This window comes from Catenulispora sp. MAP12-49, from assembly GCF_041262705.1.
In the GTDB taxonomy this organism is placed as follows: domain Bacteria; phylum Actinomycetota; class Actinomycetes; order Streptomycetales; family Catenulisporaceae; genus Catenulispora.
The window spans coordinates 90,741-105,841 of the sequence record NZ_JBGCCP010000006.1; the positions used below are offsets into that span (position 1 = coordinate 90,741).

11 protein-coding genes are annotated in these 15,101 nt (G+C 71.3%); 8 read left to right on the forward strand and 3 right to left on the reverse strand.

Annotated features, from left to right (window positions below; genetic code table 11):
* Nucleotides 1-3: 3 nt before the first annotated feature.
* On the forward strand, nucleotides 4-1,287 hold the full coding sequence (locus ABIA35_RS14525; protein ID WP_370358223.1) for an ATP-grasp domain-containing protein: 1,284 nt from the start codon (nucleotides 4-6) through the stop codon (nucleotides 1,285-1,287).
* The gene (locus ABIA35_RS14530; RefSeq protein ID WP_370358224.1) at nucleotides 1,284-2,216 is read left to right on the forward strand and encodes a family 16 glycosylhydrolase; all 933 of its coding nucleotides are present in this window, start codon (nucleotides 1,284-1,286) and stop codon (nucleotides 2,214-2,216) included. Before ABIA35_RS14525 ends, ABIA35_RS14530 begins: the two co-directional genes overlap by 4 nt.
* Before the next feature lie 57 nt (nucleotides 2,217-2,273).
* Here the strand turns inward: ABIA35_RS14530 and ABIA35_RS14535 are convergent, their stop codons facing one another.
* Nucleotides 2,274-3,302 (reverse strand): hypothetical protein, encoded by a 1,029-nt coding sequence (locus ABIA35_RS14535; RefSeq protein ID WP_370358225.1) that lies wholly within the window; start codon nucleotides 3,300-3,302, stop codon nucleotides 2,274-2,276.
* A 732-nt stretch (nucleotides 3,303-4,034) separates the two neighbouring features.
* Between ABIA35_RS14535 and ABIA35_RS14540 the strand changes: the two genes are divergently transcribed.
* Nucleotides 4,035-5,054 (forward strand): hypothetical protein, encoded by a 1,020-nt coding sequence (locus ABIA35_RS14540; protein WP_370338664.1) that lies wholly within the window; start codon nucleotides 4,035-4,037, stop codon nucleotides 5,052-5,054.
* A 100-nt stretch (nucleotides 5,055-5,154) separates the two neighbouring features.
* Here the strand turns inward: ABIA35_RS14540 and ABIA35_RS14545 are convergent, their stop codons facing one another.
* Nucleotides 5,155-6,675: an ArnT family glycosyltransferase gene (locus ABIA35_RS14545; protein WP_370358226.1), complete on the reverse strand. Its 1,521-nt coding sequence runs from the start codon at nucleotides 6,673-6,675 to the stop codon at nucleotides 5,155-5,157.
* A 187-nt stretch (nucleotides 6,676-6,862) separates the two neighbouring features.
* Between ABIA35_RS14545 and ABIA35_RS14550 the strand changes: the two genes are divergently transcribed.
* From ABIA35_RS14550 to ABIA35_RS14570, 5 genes are all read left to right on the forward strand, one after another.
* Nucleotides 6,863-7,792 carry an ABC transporter ATP-binding protein gene (locus ABIA35_RS14550; protein WP_370358227.1) on the forward strand — a complete coding sequence of 310 codons (930 nt, stop codon included), beginning with the start codon at nucleotides 6,863-6,865 and terminating at the stop codon, nucleotides 7,790-7,792.
* Nucleotides 7,773-8,579, forward strand: coding sequence for an ABC transporter permease (locus tag ABIA35_RS14555; protein ID WP_370358228.1), 807 nt, complete (start codon nucleotides 7,773-7,775; stop codon nucleotides 8,577-8,579). Before ABIA35_RS14550 ends, ABIA35_RS14555 begins: the two co-directional genes overlap by 20 nt.
* Nucleotides 8,580-8,670: 91 nt before the next feature.
* On the forward strand, nucleotides 8,671-12,483 hold the full coding sequence (locus ABIA35_RS14560) for an SDR family NAD(P)-dependent oxidoreductase (protein ID WP_370358229.1): 3,813 nt from the start codon (nucleotides 8,671-8,673) through the stop codon (nucleotides 12,481-12,483).
* Nucleotides 12,484-12,511: 28 nt separating this feature from the next.
* The gene (locus ABIA35_RS14565; protein ID WP_370358230.1) at nucleotides 12,512-13,672 is read left to right on the forward strand and encodes an acyl-CoA dehydrogenase family protein; all 1,161 of its coding nucleotides are present in this window, start codon (nucleotides 12,512-12,514) and stop codon (nucleotides 13,670-13,672) included.
* A gap of 48 nt (nucleotides 13,673-13,720) precedes the next feature.
* The gene (locus ABIA35_RS14570; protein WP_370358231.1) at nucleotides 13,721-14,482 is read left to right on the forward strand and encodes a GNAT family N-acetyltransferase; all 762 of its coding nucleotides are present in this window, start codon (nucleotides 13,721-13,723) and stop codon (nucleotides 14,480-14,482) included.
* A 72-nt stretch (nucleotides 14,483-14,554) separates the two neighbouring features.
* Here the strand turns inward: ABIA35_RS14570 and ABIA35_RS14575 are convergent, their stop codons facing one another.
* On the reverse strand, nucleotides 14,555-15,034 hold the full coding sequence (locus ABIA35_RS14575) for a nuclear transport factor 2 family protein (protein ID WP_370358232.1): 480 nt from the start codon (nucleotides 15,032-15,034) through the stop codon (nucleotides 14,555-14,557).
* Nucleotides 15,035-15,101 lie beyond the last annotated feature (67 nt).

The window sequence follows — 15,101 nt, forward strand, 5'->3', positions numbered from 1 at the left end:
GACGTGGCCCCGACACTGGACCGGGACATCCCGGTGCTCATCGTCCGGATCGGCGACTACGCGCCGCACCACGGCACTACCGGCCTGATCCGCAGCCTGGGACGGCTGGGCGTCCCGGTCTACACGATCACCAAGAGCGGCCGCCTGCCCGGCGCGCTGTCCCGGTACCTGACCGGCTCGTTCGCCTGGCCGACCACCGGCCTGGAGGACGAGGCCGACCTGGTGGCCGGCCTGCGCCGGATCGCCGGCCGGATCGGGCACCCGGCGGTCGCGGTCGCCAACGACGACGAGGCCGCGATCCTGCTGGCCGAGCACCGGGACGCCTTTGCCGACCGGCTGATCGCCCCGGCGATCGCCCCCGGCCTGCCCCGCCTCCTGGCCGACAAGCAGGACCTGCACGAGCTCTGTCTCAAGCACGGGATCCCGACACCACACAGCGTGTGTCCGCGTTCCCCTGCCGAGTTCGACGAAGCCGTGACGGCCATCGGCCTGCCCGCGGTGGTCAAGCACCGGGCGCCCTTCAACCGGCTGCGCACCCCGGTCGTGCAGTCGACCACGGTGCTGCGCACCCGCGAGGACGTCGAGAAGGTGAAGCGCGCGATGGCCGGGCCGGGCCGGGCGGCGACCGTGGTGCAGGAGTACCTGCCGGCCGAGGCGACGGTGAGCGACAATCCGCCTGACTGGTTCGTGCACCTGTACTGCGACGCCGAGTCCCGGGCCCTCGTCTGCTTCACCGGGGCCAAGCTCCGCGCCTGGCCGGCCGGCGGCGGGATCACCGCGCGCGGTCTGGCATTGGCCAACCCGGAGCTGGCGGAGCTCAGCACGCGGTTCTGCCGCTCGATCGGGTACAGAGGGCTCGGGGACCTGGACTGGCGCTTCGACGCACGATCCGGCCGATTCCATCTGGTCGACTTCAATCCCCGGACAGGCGCGCAGGCACAGGTGTTCCGGACGACGGCCGGTGTGGACGGAGTACGGGCCCTGCATCTGGATCTCACCGGCAGGCCGGTCCCGCAGGGGACGCAGATCGACGGTGTGGAACTGCGGGTCGAGCACCTCGATCTGGCGGCTGGCCTGGTGACGCGGATGGCCGGGCACCGGGCACCGGTGCGCGCCGTGGACACCCGGCGGGAGACCGCGTGGTTCGCGCGGGACGACATGTTCCCCTTTGTCGTGGCCTCCACAAGGTTCGCCGGACTCGCTGTCGCACGGGGAGTGTCGACAGTGGCGGCCGGTGTCCGCCGCGGCATCGATCGGAGCGGCATCGATCGGGCTCAGGGGCCATGATGCGCCGCGGATCGATCAGACACAGCTCGCCGGCCGCACTCGTGGCCATGGCCTGCGCGGTCCTCGTGGCGGCGGCGGTGGCGGTCCTGTGGTTCCCCGGCGGTTCGGGACACGCGCCCGACCCGCGGGCCGGCCTGCCCGCCGCGCCGCCGGGTTGGACCACCGTGTTCGGCGACGACTTCCAGGGCCGGGGCGGCGGCGCGCCCTCGTCCTCGGTGTGGGCCCACAATGTGGGTCCCGGAAGCATGTACTCCAGCGGCAACGCGCAGACCTACACCACCGCGACCGCGAACACGCACCTCGACGGCAAGGGTGATCTGGTGATCACCGCGTTGAAGGCCAACGGTTCCTGGACGTCCGGGCGGATCCAGAGCACGGAGCTGGTGACCGCTCCGGCGGGAGGGGAGCTGGAGGTGACCGCGTCCATCGACCAGCCCACCCCGGCATCCGGGCTCGGCTACTGGGACGCGTTCTGGCTGCTGGGGCCGGGGCAATGGCCGGGAACCGGCGAGGTCGACATCCTGGAGAACGTCAACGCACTGCCGGACTTCTCGGGAACGTTCCACTGCGGGATCCTGCCGGGAGGCCCGTGCGACGAGCCGAACGGCATCGGCAGCGGGCTGGTCCCGTGCCCGGACTGCCAGAGCGGCTTCCACACCTACAGCGTGCTCATCGACCGCACGACCCCCGGCAAGGAGTCGATGACCTGGTCGATCGACGGCCGGCAGATGTTCCGGGTGGCCGAGGGCCAGTTCCCGGCCGCGACCTGGCAGCAGGCGGTCGACCACGGATACTCCGTCATCTTCGATCTGGCCGTCGGCGGCGGGTATCCCGATGCGGCCTGCGGGTGCACGACCCCGACCGCGCAGACGTCTTCGGGCGGCTCGATGACGGTCGCCTACGTCGCCGCCTACGCCAAGAATCCCTGAGCGGCCCAGTCAGTCGGAGTACGGCCGCCGGTCAGAGTGCGGCCCCGCCAGTCGGGGTCAGGCCGCGTTCCACGGATCGGCGAAGCACTCCTTGATCGCCGAGTCGCCGCGTCCGACGAACGACCCCGGGGAGTCGCTGTGGCCGTTCAACGGATCGGTGCTGTCGACCGACCAGTAGTACAGGCCGGGCATGCCCAGCGATCGAGCGCTCTGGCACGCGGCGGCGAACCAGTTCTGCTGGATGGCCGGGGTGATGGGGGCACCGCTGACGCCCCAGACGTAAGGCGTCTTGAACACGCCCGGCTGCGCGGGGATGCCGACCTCTTGGATCACCGTGGCCGCCAGCGTCGCCGCCGACCTGTGCTGCAACCAGGCGGTCCACGCCGTGGTGAGCTCGCCGACGGTCGCCGTGTCGGGCAGGTCCACCGGTGGGTAGGCATCCAGGCCGATGGTGGGGATGGCGGGCGGCGCCTCGCCCCGGGCCCAGGTGTCCCAGTTGTCGGCGTAGCTGAGCTCGCCGTGGAAGCGCGCGGCGGCGTCGGTGTACACGTCCTGCCACTGCGGGGCGTGGATCAGCGAGTTCAGTTCCGCGCCGAGCACGAACTCGTCGGCGTGCACGGTCTGCGCGGCGGCGAGGTAGGGATCGAGCACGGAACGGTAGCTCGCGAACCACGCGTCGGCGTCGGCCGGCACGATCGAGCCGCGCCACTGGCCCGGGGTGACGGAGATGTCGGTCTCGTCGATCAGCGGCCGGACCGTCACCCGCAGCCCGCGGGCCTTGGCCGCGGCGACGAGCGCACCGAGCGTCGCGGGGTCGGGGGTCGAGGCCGGGTCGGTGTAGACCCGCGTCGGCCGGGCGCCGTCGGTGAAGATCGGGAAGGCCAGGGCGATGCTGTTGGCGTGCAGGCCGACAACGTAGTTCAGGATCGGGGCCGCCGCGCCGCGGGCCTTGGCGGGGTCGGTCGGCGTGTGCCAATAGACGTCGATGCCCAGTTGCGCCGCCGGCGCCTTGGTGGCCGGTACCGTGCTCTGCGCGCTGCTGCCCGAGCCCTGCCCACAACCGGAGGTCGCCAGGAGAGCGGCCACGGCGAGCACAGCCGCCGCAGCCGACAGACACCGAACCGCCCGGGACATCCAGCGCTCGCCTCGCATCGGCTCCCTCATCGTGTTTGCCGCACTTCATCATCTGGCCGCGGGGCGTGCTTCGCCACGCGAGGCGTCCCCATTGAAGCTGACGGCCCGTCAATTCCAACCCGGCCGACGCCTTTCGCGATTACCTATGAGTAACATCCGCGAAGCCCACTCCCCGGTTACCGGCGACGGAACCGGTTGCGCAAACGGAGGAGGCATCCGGCCGGCCGGACCGAGGAAGATCGACAAGTCCGGCCCCACCTGCACAGAGAGTGCGACCTTCCCCCTACGGAAGGTTCGACGGAATCCGTCGTCGTGACGCACGGTGGCCCTCGGCGGCCCGCCGGCCGCCGCCGCCGGTATTTCACGAGGTCGGCCCGGTCGCGCTTTACAAACAACCGCTGTTGTGTCGACACCACTTCAGATTTCAACAATTCTCGGCCACCCGTCTCGGCAGGGATTCCAGCTGGGATGACTTCCCTGCTGTCATCGTGTTCTGCTACAGTCATATTGACTCCAACGGGGAGGCATAGTCGGGAATTCTTGCCGCGTTGCCCAAGTGTCGCTCCCGGCGATATCGGCTGTTCACTCGGCGGACTTCTCAGACGCTTACGACGGCCTCGCGCTGGACTCTGCGACGGCCGCCGATGGATGCCATTGTGTGTGGGCGAAGGAGGCCGTCCGAATATGCGCGATGAGACTGTTCCGCACGTGACCGCACTATCCGCCGTCGATCAGTATGTGATCGACATCTATTGCCACGCCGTGCGGCACGGCATGATCGAGTGCCTGGACAAAACGGCACTGGAACTGGGGCTGGACCCCGACTTGGTGGTGGCCGCGATCAACCAGCTCATGGACATCGGGCTGATCATCAGGGACACCTGCAACCCGAGTCTGTACCTGCCGATCGGCCCTGACGTGGCCACGGCGCTCCTGACTTATCCGATGGAGCGCGAGATCTATCAGCGCCGCGAGTTCATCGCGCGCATCAAGGGGAGTTTCGGCACGCTGGCCCAGTCCGGCTCGCTGAATCCCCACCTCGTACCGGCCGCGCCGGCCGCCATCGAGCGTATCGACGGCGGCGCGGTCCTCAAGGGATTCCTGAAGGAATCCGGAGATGCCTGCGAAAAGGAGATCATCGTTCTCCAACCCTACATTGAGGACGAGAACGAATTCGACGATTTACTCCAGTGTTTTCACGTCCCGGTGGACCGCGGAATCCGGCTGCGGATCGTCCTCCCGCACCGATGTCGCTCGCACCTGCGCTCGCGGGCCGCGATGAAGCGGCTGATCGAGGCCGGCGCCGAGGTCAGGACCATCAGCCGGGTCCCGCAGTCGCTGATGGTCTTCGACAACGAGCTGTCGGTGCTGGGCTGCGGTGCGGCCGACGACTGCGTGGTGACCCGGGTCCGCGCGCAGGATGTCGTCAAGTTCCTGATAGACCACTTCCTGCACCTGTGGGACACGGCGAACCCGGTGGACGTCGCGGAGTTCGGCTACGCCGAGGCCGCGGACAGCCTGCAGCAGGACATCGCCAAACTGATGGCCCAGGGGTACACCGATGAGGCGGTCGCCCGGCGGCTGGGCATGTCGGTCCGCACGTGCCGCCGGCACATAGCGGCCCTGATGGGAAGCCTGGACGCGGTCAGCCGCTTCCAGGCCGGAGTGCGTGCGGCCAGTTCCGATCTGATCGAACTGGCCTGATCCGCATACGCCCGGTCGGGGGGCCGGGTACGGATTCCGTCGTCTGACTGAACAAATCCCGCAGACGGATGCCGGCGAACGAATTCGCTTCTGGAAAGCGCTAATAGTACGACCGCAAAGCCGGCCAGCGATCACTCCACGTGCCGCGAAGGCCGGAGCACACCTCGATCTGGGCGCCCTGCTCGTCATTGCTCAGCCCGACACCGTCGTCGACGGTCGCGGCCAGGCGGCACCCGGTGAACTCCGAGGGCAGGATCTTGTTGTCGGGGAAGAAGACCAGCAGGACCGGCCCGGTCGCCGAGTCCGGCGGCGGCCCCCATGCGGAGTAGCTCATGTGGCCCGAATAGGGCTCGGGCAGACCATATCCAGGTCCGTACATCGCGATGGCGCCCGCTTCCCCGTAGTTCTGCGTGAGGATCACCGCCCGGAGGCGCTGGTCGGCCGGGATCGTCTTCCACGCACCGGCCACGGTGGCGACCAGCTTGGGCCAGCCGACCTGCTCCCCCTGCTCCTTGTTCACCCCGTTGACCGCGCTCAGCGAGCTCGGCGGCAGCACCGGGAGCGTCGCGACACCGTCGATCACCGCCGTGACCAGCAGTCCGGCCGCCAGAATCGCGGGCCGGTTCCAGCCCCGGCCTCTTGCGGCCCAGCCGACCACCGGCTCGGTCCCGGCCGCGAGCAGGACCAGCAGCAGCGGCAGCACGTAGTAGCACTTGCCGCCGGTCGCCAGGACGACGACGCAGGCCACCGGGTACGCGACGGTGAACGCCCGAAGACGGCGCAGATCAGGGTCGCGCCACAGCCGCAGCCATCCGGCGATCCACAACGGGGCCAGCGTCGGCGCGAGATACACGAACTGGAACGGGACGAACGTCGCGCGGTTCAGCATCCCGTCCTTGCGGTCGATGCCGGAGGCCACGGTCAGCTGCGGCCAGCCGTGCCGGGCCTGCCACCACAGATTCGGCGCGACGATCAGCAGCGCGAGCACGACTCCACTGATCGCCCACGGCCATGAACGCCCTGCGGCAGCCGTCACCGGACGCGGCCCGACCAGCAGCACGCCGGCGGCCAGGCTGGCGATCAGCAACACCGCCAAGTCCTTGTTGAGCAGTGCGATCCCGGTCGCGGCGCCGATCGCCGGATACCAGCGCCGGTCGCCGGTCCGCAGCAGTCGTGCGGCCAGCAGGCAGATCACCAGCCAGGCCAGCAGGTCGAAGGTCGCGGTGGACACCAGGTGCCCGGACATCAGGACCATCGACGAGACCGCCGTGGCCGCCGCCGCCAGCAGTTGCGCCGCCCGGCCGGCCCCGGTCTCGCGGGCCAGGAGCGCCACCGTGAGGACGATCAGCACCCCGGCGGCGGTCGCGACCGCGCGCAGCCCCATCGGGCTGGTGCCGAACACCGTCGTGCTGGCGCGGGCCAGCAACGGGGTCAGCGGCGGCTGGTCGACGTAGCCCCAGGCCAGGTGATGGCCGGCCTGCAGGAAGTACAACTCGTCGCGGTGGAACCCGTATCGGCCGGACAGCGCCGTCAGCACCGCCGCGTACACCGCCGCCACCGCCGCCACGGGACCTGCCGCGAACGGCGGCAGGGCGCGGTCGGCGGCACGCGGTTCGGGCATCACAAGCACCGATCATCGCATCCTGATACTTGGCAGTCGACTCCGCCGGGTGATCGGAGGCGGACAGACCGGTGGCAACAAGTGCCCGGCAGCAAGTGCCCTCTGGCCGAGGGTGACAGCGGGCCCGGATAGTGGCAACGGGTCCGGGCAGAGGGCGCGTGCCGACCGTCTCGAGGAGGGCCACGAAGTGCTGGAAGCCATCGACCTCGTGAAGAACTACGGCACCCTGCGTGCCCTGGACGGGTTCAGCCTGCGGGTCGAGCCCGGGGAGATCGTCGGCCTGGTCGGCCACAACGGCGCCGGCAAGTCGACGTTCGTCTCCATGGCCTCCGGGCTGGCCCGGCCGGACAGCGGCCGGATCCTGATCGAGGGCCGGCCGCCGGGCCGGGCCCGGGACCGCGTCGGCGTCGCGCCGCAGCACATCGCGCTGTACCCATCGGTCACCGTCCGGGAGCACCTGCGGCTGTTCGGCGGGCTGTCCGGGCTGCGGCGCGGCACGCTGCGCGCCGAGATCGACGACCTGGCGGCCGCGCTGCGGCTGACCGCGTTCCTGGACCGGCGGGCCGGCGTGCTCTCCGGCGGCCAGCAGCGCCGGACCCAGGCGGCGTGCGCGCTGATCCACCGGCCCACCGTCCTGCTGATGGACGAGCCCACCGCCGGCGCCGACCCGGAGACCCGGCAGGCGCTGCTGGACACCGTCAAGCAGCGCGCCACCGACGGCGCCGCGGTCCTGTACACCACGCACTACCTGCCCGAGCTCACCGACCTGCGGGCCACCATCGCGGTGGCCCGCGCCGGGAAGGTGATCGCCCGCGGCACGGCCGAGGATCTGCTGGGCCGGCTGCCCGGCGAGGTCGTCGTCGCCTTCGACGAGGAGACCGTGCGGATCAGCACCGCCGATCCCACGGCCACCCTGGTCACCCTGCTGCACGACGGCGCCCGGCCGGTCCGCGGCGTGGAAGTGCACAACCCCTCCCTCGACGACCTCTACCGGTCCCTGGCGGTCATAGATGTCCCCAGCACAGATGTCCCCGGAAGCACAGATTTCCCCGGAAGCACCGATGTCCACGGCAACGCAGATGTCCACGGAAACACAGATGTCCACGGCAACAGCTGACACCCCCGGCGGCTCCGCGGCCGGTTCCCCGCTCGACGCGGCGCGCCGGATCGGCGTCCTGGTCCGGCACCAGGTCATCATGCGCGTCCGCGACCCCGGCCAGGTGATCAGCTACGTGCTGACCCCGATGATCCTGATGCTGGTCTTCAAACCGCTGTACCTGCGCGCCTTCGCCGGCAACCAGGGCACGCTGCAGGTGGTGACCGGGCCGCTGATCATGTTCTCGGTATTCACCCTGGCCATCATCGGCAACTCGATCCTGGTCGAGCGCGAGTGGCACACCTGGGACCGGCTGCGGACCAGTTCGGCGTCGGTGGCCGAGATCCTGCTCGGCAAGCTGATCCCGGTCTACCTGATCGTGGTCTTCCAGCAGACGCTGCTGATGGCCTACGGCTGCCTGATCATCGGCCTGCCGTTCCCGCACTCGGTCGGGCTGGTCGCGATCGCGATCTGCAGCTGGGGCCTGGCGCTGCTGGCCCTCGGCGCGGCGCTGGCCACGATCCTGCGCAGCCACGCCGAGCTCGGCATGGTCTCCGACGTCGGCGCCATCACCATCAGCGCCCTGGGCGGCGCCCTGGTGCCGGTGTCGATCATGCCGACCTGGGCCGCGGTCGCGGCGCACGGGTCCCCCGGCTACTGGGCGATCCGGATGATGCAGGCCGCGGTGCGCGGCGACACCGCCGGGACGCTGCGTCCGGCGGCGCTGCTGCTGGCCGGGGCGCTGGCGGCGGGCACGTTCGCCACGTACCGGCTGGCCCGCGGGTGGGGTCGCAGCCATCTGCTTTAGGTCTCCGGCCCTTTCCCTTTCACCGATGCTCCGACCGGCCGCAGTCCTGGCCGGCGCGAACCCTTTGCCCCACCGCCCAAGGAGGCGACTCATGACCGACCCCGACTACGACGGCGCGATAGCGCTGATCGCCATGTCCGGGCGCTTCCCGGGCGCGGAGAGCGTCGCGGCGCTGTGGCGCGGCCTGCTGGCCGGCGTACCGGGCCTGCGCGCGATCACCGAGGAGGAGCTGGCCGCGGCCGGCGTCGGCCCGGACAAGCTCGCCGACCCCGAATACATCCGGGTCGGCGGGCCGCTGCCGCAGGTGGACCGGTTCGACGCCGGGGTGTTCGGCTTCAGCCCGCGCGAGGCCGAGACCATGGAGCCGCAGCACCGGATGTTCCTGGAGTGCTCGTGGGAGGCGCTGGAGAGCGCCGGTTACTGCCCCACCGACACCCCCGGACATGTCGGCGTGTTCGGCGGCAGCGGCTTCCCGCACTACATGATGAGCAACGTCCGGCACGTCGCCGAGGAGCCGGGCGGCGACCTGCTGCTCGGGGTGGGCAACGAGCGCGACTCGCTGGCGAACCTGGTGTCCTACAAGCTCGGCCTGCGCGGTCCGGCGATCGCGGTGCAGTCCTTCTGCTCGACCTCGCTGGTCGCGGTCCATCTCGCGGTGCAGAGCCTGCTGACCTTCGAGTGCGACATCGCGCTGGCCGGCGGCGCCTACATCCCGCTGCCGCAGCCGGTGGGCTACCAGTTCGAGCACGGCGGCATCCTGTCCCCGCAGGGCCGGGTCCGCAGCTTCGACGCCGGCGCCGACGGCACGGTGATGGGCAGCGGCGTGGGCGTGGTGGCGCTCAAGCGCATGACGGAGGCGTTGGCCGACGGCGACGTGATCCACGCGGTGCTGCTGGGCTCCTCGGTGAACAACGACGGCCGCGTCCGCGTCGGCTACACCGCGCCCGGCGTAGACGGCCAGGCCGAGGTGATCGCCACCGCACTGGAGGTGGCCGGGGTGAAGCCGGAGACGGTCGGCTACGTCGAGTGCCACGCGACCGGCACGGGCCTGGGTGACTCGATCGAGCTGGCGGCGATGGAGCGGGTGTTCCGGCAGACGCCGGAGGTGCCGTGCGTGCTGGGCTCGCTGAAGCCGAGCATCGGGCACCTGGACCGCGCTTCGGGCGTGGCCGGGCTGATGCGCGCCGCGCTGTGCCTGGAGAACAGGATCCTGCCGGCGATGCCGAACTACGAGGCGCCGAACACCGCGATGGCCGGCGCCCCGGACCGGTTCCGGGTCCTGACCGAGAACCAGGCTTGGGAGCGCGGAGCCGATCCGCGCCGGGCCGGGGTGAGCTCCTTCGGGCTCGGCGGCACGAACGCGCACGTGGTGCTGGAGGAGGCGCCGGAGCGCGAGGCGCGGACCGCACGGCCGGGGCCGCACCTGCTGACGTTCTCGGCAGCGGACGCGGGGGCTTTGACCGCCGTGACAGAGCAGCTGCGGGAGTTCCTGACCGAGCACGACACGGTCGATCTCGCGGACGTGGCCTTCACCCTGCAGGTCTCGCGCGGCGGTTTCGCGCTGCGGCGAGCTGTGGTCGTGCGGGATCGCGAGGACGCGATCGCCGCGCTGGCGGATCCGGACCGCTGGATCGACGGCGAGGCCCGGCGGCGGTCGCCGCGGGTGCGGCTCGTGGAGCCGGCACCGGAGGCCGTGGACGCGCAGTGGTGGCCACAACTCGGTGCGGCGATCGCGGTACTCGCTCCGGAAGTCGGCGTCTCCACCACACAGGACGCTGTGATGGCAGCACTGGAGGACGCGTTGCAGCTACTCGGTGTTCGGGCTGCCGAGGACGGCGACGAGGTGGTCGTGGCCCCGGAAGGCTTTACCGACGCGGCGTCGTGGCTGCTCGCGACCGTGGCACGGTTGTGGGAGTCCGGGGCGGCGATCGACTGGCCGATGCTGCACGGCGGCGCGGGGCGGCGCGTGGAACTGCCGACGTATCCGTTCCAGCGCAGGCGCTACTGGGTCGAGGCACGGCCCGAGGCGGCTGCGAGCGAACCGACGGGGCGCGCCGCCGATCCTTCGCAGTGGACGAACTTGCCCGTCTGGGACCCGTTCCCGGTCCCGACCGCCGATCTGGACGAGCGCCTGCGGCTGGCCGGTCCGTGGCTGGTGCTGTCCGACGACGAGCGGGCCGAGGCGCTGATCGAGCGCCTGGGCCGGGCCGGAGCCGAGGTCATCGCGGTGCGGCCGGGACCGGCCTTCGACCAGGACGACGTGGGCGACTTCTTCCTCGCGCGCCTGGACGACTTCACCGAGCTCTTCGAGTCGATGCTGGTGGCGCCGCGGACGATCGTGCACGGATTCAGCCTGGCCGGCGGTGTCGGCGACACGGATGCCGACGCCGACCCGGTCATCACGTTCAGCGCCGCCCAGGAGCGCGGGTATCACAGCGTCCTGGCTCTCGCGCGGCATCTGGTCGACGACACGGGCTCGGCGCCGCCGTTGGACCTCGTGCTGCTCACCTCGGGAGCCACCACGGTCGCGGGCGCCGATCTGCGGCACCCCGAGCACGCGACGATGGCCGCACTCGCCGCGACCCTCTCCCAGGAGAACCCGCGGCTGCGGACCCGTGAGATCGACATCGACGAATCGCCCGCCTCTGCCTCGTCCATTTCTGGCCTGTCCGCCTCTTCCTCGTCCGCGCGGTACCAGGCCGAGGCCGTCCTGGCCGCCGCGACCGCCGAGTATCAAGGCCCTGTCGCCGAGCGCGCCGCCCAGACCTGGATCCGCCGCTACCTGCGCCACCCGCTTCCCAAAACGGATTCGGCGTTCAAGACCGGCGACCGGGTCCTGATCACCGGCGGCCTCGGCGACGTCGGCCTGACCCTGGCGCGGCACCTCGCGACCGGCTATGGCTGCCGCCTCATCCTGTGCACGCGCTCGACACTCCCCCCGCGCTCGGCGTGGCAGGACTTCCTCGCGGAGGTCCCGGCCGGACAGGAGCGGACGGCACGGCACGTCCAGAACATCCTCGCCCTGGAGGCCAGCGGCGCCGAGGTGATCGCGATGACGGCGGACGTCGCCGATCCGGTCGCGATGAAGGCCGTGGTCGACGCCGCGGTGGCGCGCTTCGGCGGGATCGACGTCGCGGTGCACGGCGCGGGCGTGCAGGACTCGCGCTTCTTCGCCTTCGCGCACCTCACCGAGCGCGAGCAGAGCGAGGCGCACCTGGACGCCAAGATCCGCGGCTTCCTGGTCCTGGACCGGGTGCTGGCCGGCCACTGCCCGGACCGGCGCATCACCTTGTCCTCGTTGTCGGCGGTGCTCGGCGGGCTGACTCTGGGGGCGTATGCCGCCTCCAACGCCGGGCTGGACGCGTACGCCCGCGCGGCGCGCACGGCCGGGACCGGGCGCTGGGTCACCGTGGACTGGGACACCTGGAACATCGACGCCGAGCGGCTCGACGGCCACGGCCCGACCGTCACGGATTTCACCATGGCGCCGGCCGAGGGCATCGACGTCTTCGAGCGCGCGCTGGCCGCCTCGGACCGGATCGGGCACGTGGTGATCTCCACCGGGCCGCTGGCCGCCCGGCTGGCGCAGTGGGTGACCAACGGCGGCCCGGGCAGCGGCGACGAGCAGGACGACGTCCGCGAACGCTACGCGCGCCCCGATCTCCCGACGGCCTTCGAAGAACCGCGCCCGGGAACCGAGACGGCCCTGGCCGAGATCTGGTCCTCGGCCCTCGGCGTGGAGCCGGTCGGCGCCCTGGACGACTTCTTCGCCCTCGGCGGCCACTCGCTGGTGGCGATCAAGGTCACCACCCGGATCCGCAAGACGCTGAACGCCTCGGTGCCGGCCACGGCGCTGCTGGAGGCCCCGACCGTGCGCGGGCTGGCCGCGTTGATCGACGGCTGAGCAGCCGTCCGCCGAGAGGAGCTTCGCGATGAAACCGTCCGACCACGTGCGCGCCGTCCAGGCCTTCACCCGCCGCGAGCTGATCGGCCAGGAGGCGGCGCTGGACGCGCTCGCCGCCATGCCGCTGCCGCTCTACGCGCGCTTCGCCGAGGCCGGGCTGGCCAACTGGTGGGTGGGCCAGGAGTACGGCGGCGCCGGGCTGAGCCTGGAGGAGAGCGTGCGCATCGTCGCAGAACTCGCCTACGGCGACGCCGGCGCAGCCTTCACCCTGTTCATCCCGATCCTCACCACGAGCATGGTGGCCTGGTACGCCGAGGACCCGCTCCGCAAGACCCTGCTGTCCGACCTGGTGTCCGGCCACGGCTTCGCCGCCACCCTCGGCAGCGAGCACGAGGCCGGCAGCGAACTGGCACGCATCACCACAACCGCCCGCCGCGAGGGGGACGAGCTGATCCTCAACGGCCTGAAGGCGTTCTCCACCGACACCGACTTCGCCCGCTTCACCGTGGTGGTGGCGCGCGCCGAGGACGACCCGGCGGGCTACCTGGCGGTGGTCGTCCCGCGCGACGCGCCGGGGCTGACGGTGGACAAGCGCTGGGAGGTCATCGGACTGCGGTCCTCGGCGACGTACCAGGTCTCGTTGAAGAACGTCCGCGTCCCGGCGGCCAACGCCCTGCGCGGCAACGGCCTGCGCCTGCTGGAGGTCGGCCTGAACGCCAGCCGCGTCCTCATCGCCGCCACGGGCCTGGGCATCGCCCGCCGCGCCCGCGACCTGTGCCTGGACTACGCCAAGACCAAGCAGGTCAAGGGCGCCCCGCTGGCCGGCAACGCGGTGTTCGCGGCGAAGCTGGGCCAGATGGAGATGCAGATCGACGTGATGGCCAACCAATGCCTGACCGCCGCCCGCGACTACGACGCCATCGCCACCCGCCCCGACGCCGGCGAGGAGTTCCTGCGCACAGGGACCCTGAAGTCGGCCCTGACGGCGAAGATGTTCTGCGGCCAGACCGGCTGGCAGGTGGTGTCGACGGCCTCGGAGATGTTCGGCGGGCTCGGCTACACGAACGAGTCGATCGTCGGCAAGCTGCTGCGGGACGTGCGCTACGTGTCGATCGTCGAGGGCGGCGACGACGTGCTGCGGGATCTGGTGTTCACGCGGTATGTGGTGCCGGTGTCGAAGCGGTCTTGAGGGCGAAAAGCCGTTGCCCACGGCGCCCGGCAGGTCGACGATGACGGGGTGTCCGATCTCCTCGAGCGCGTCACCGCGTTCCGTGCCGCCTTCGCGCGCCGTCAGGCCGCGGAACTTGTCGAGTTGCCCGGGGCCTTCGCGGTGCGCGATCCGGAGTTCCCGCGTTCGCAGGAGCACAACCAGCTGATCGTCGAGGCTCCGGACGCCGATCCGGCGGCGCTGCCCGGCTTGGCCGTGCAGGGCCTCGGGCCGCGGCGGCGGTACCGGATCAACGTGCTCGACGAGGCGCTCGGCGAGCGTGCGACGCCGGTGCTGGCGGCGACCGGCTACGAGCGGGACACCGAGCTGGTCCTGGCCCGGGACACGGCCGGCTGCCTGTTGCCCGAGCCCGCCGCGCGGCCCGTCGAGCTGGCCGATCTGCGAGACCCGGTTTTCCACCAGCAGTTCGAGTGGAGCCCGGACGAGGGACTGGCCCGGCAGCTCACCGAACGCCGCAGCGCCCGGTTGCGCGGAGCCGAGACAGTACTCTTCCTGGCCGCGCGGACGCCGGAGGGTGAGATCGCCGCCTGGTGCGACCTCTACCTCGACCCCGCCGCCGGGCTGGCGCAGGTGGAGGATCTGGTCACCGGCGCCGCGCATCGGGGGCGGGGCCACGGCGACACGCTGCTCGCCACCGGCCTGGCGCTGGCCGCCGCCGCCGGGATCCCGCAGCTCTTCCTGATCGCGGACGCGAGCGACTGGCGGCGCGAGTGGTACGGCCGTCGCGGTTTCACCGAGCTCGGCCGTACCCACTCCTTCCTCAACCGGTGACGGCGAGGAACCGGGCTCACACGTCCAGCGCAGCCGCAGGTCGGCGTCGGCCGGGGCGGTCAGGATCACGCACTAGTCAGCCGGCACGGCGCCGCCGGGACGCATCGGGGTGTTCTGGCCGGCGGCCAGCCACCACTGCCCGTCGCGCCGAATAAGGACGTACATCGCCAGCTCCGAGAACGGCCGGTAGGGCTCGTTGTTGGGCTCCACCGGCTCCCCGTCGACGTCGAGCACGATCCGGGCGATGTGCGCCACGACCGTGTCCGTGCCCACGGCGAGCACGTGCCGGACCTCGTAACGGACCGACGGCGCGGCGGCTGCCTGTTCCTGGAACCGGACGTGGATGGGATGCAGCTGCTCGTACCCGTCGACCAGCGCGCCGAACGGACTGCCCCAGGCGACGTCGGCGGCGAACTGGCGGTTGAGGACGTCGGCATCGCGCTGGTCGTGTCCCGCTTGCAGACCCGCGGCGAACTCCTCCACAGCGGCTACGGCGTCCGGGGACGGGGAGGGGGTTCCGAGCGTCGGGCGGCCGGTCTTGTCAGAGCACATTGAGTCTGTCTACCCGTGGCCGAGGCCGTCGGCACTCGAACCAATGCGCGGGAGCCCCGCGGACAGT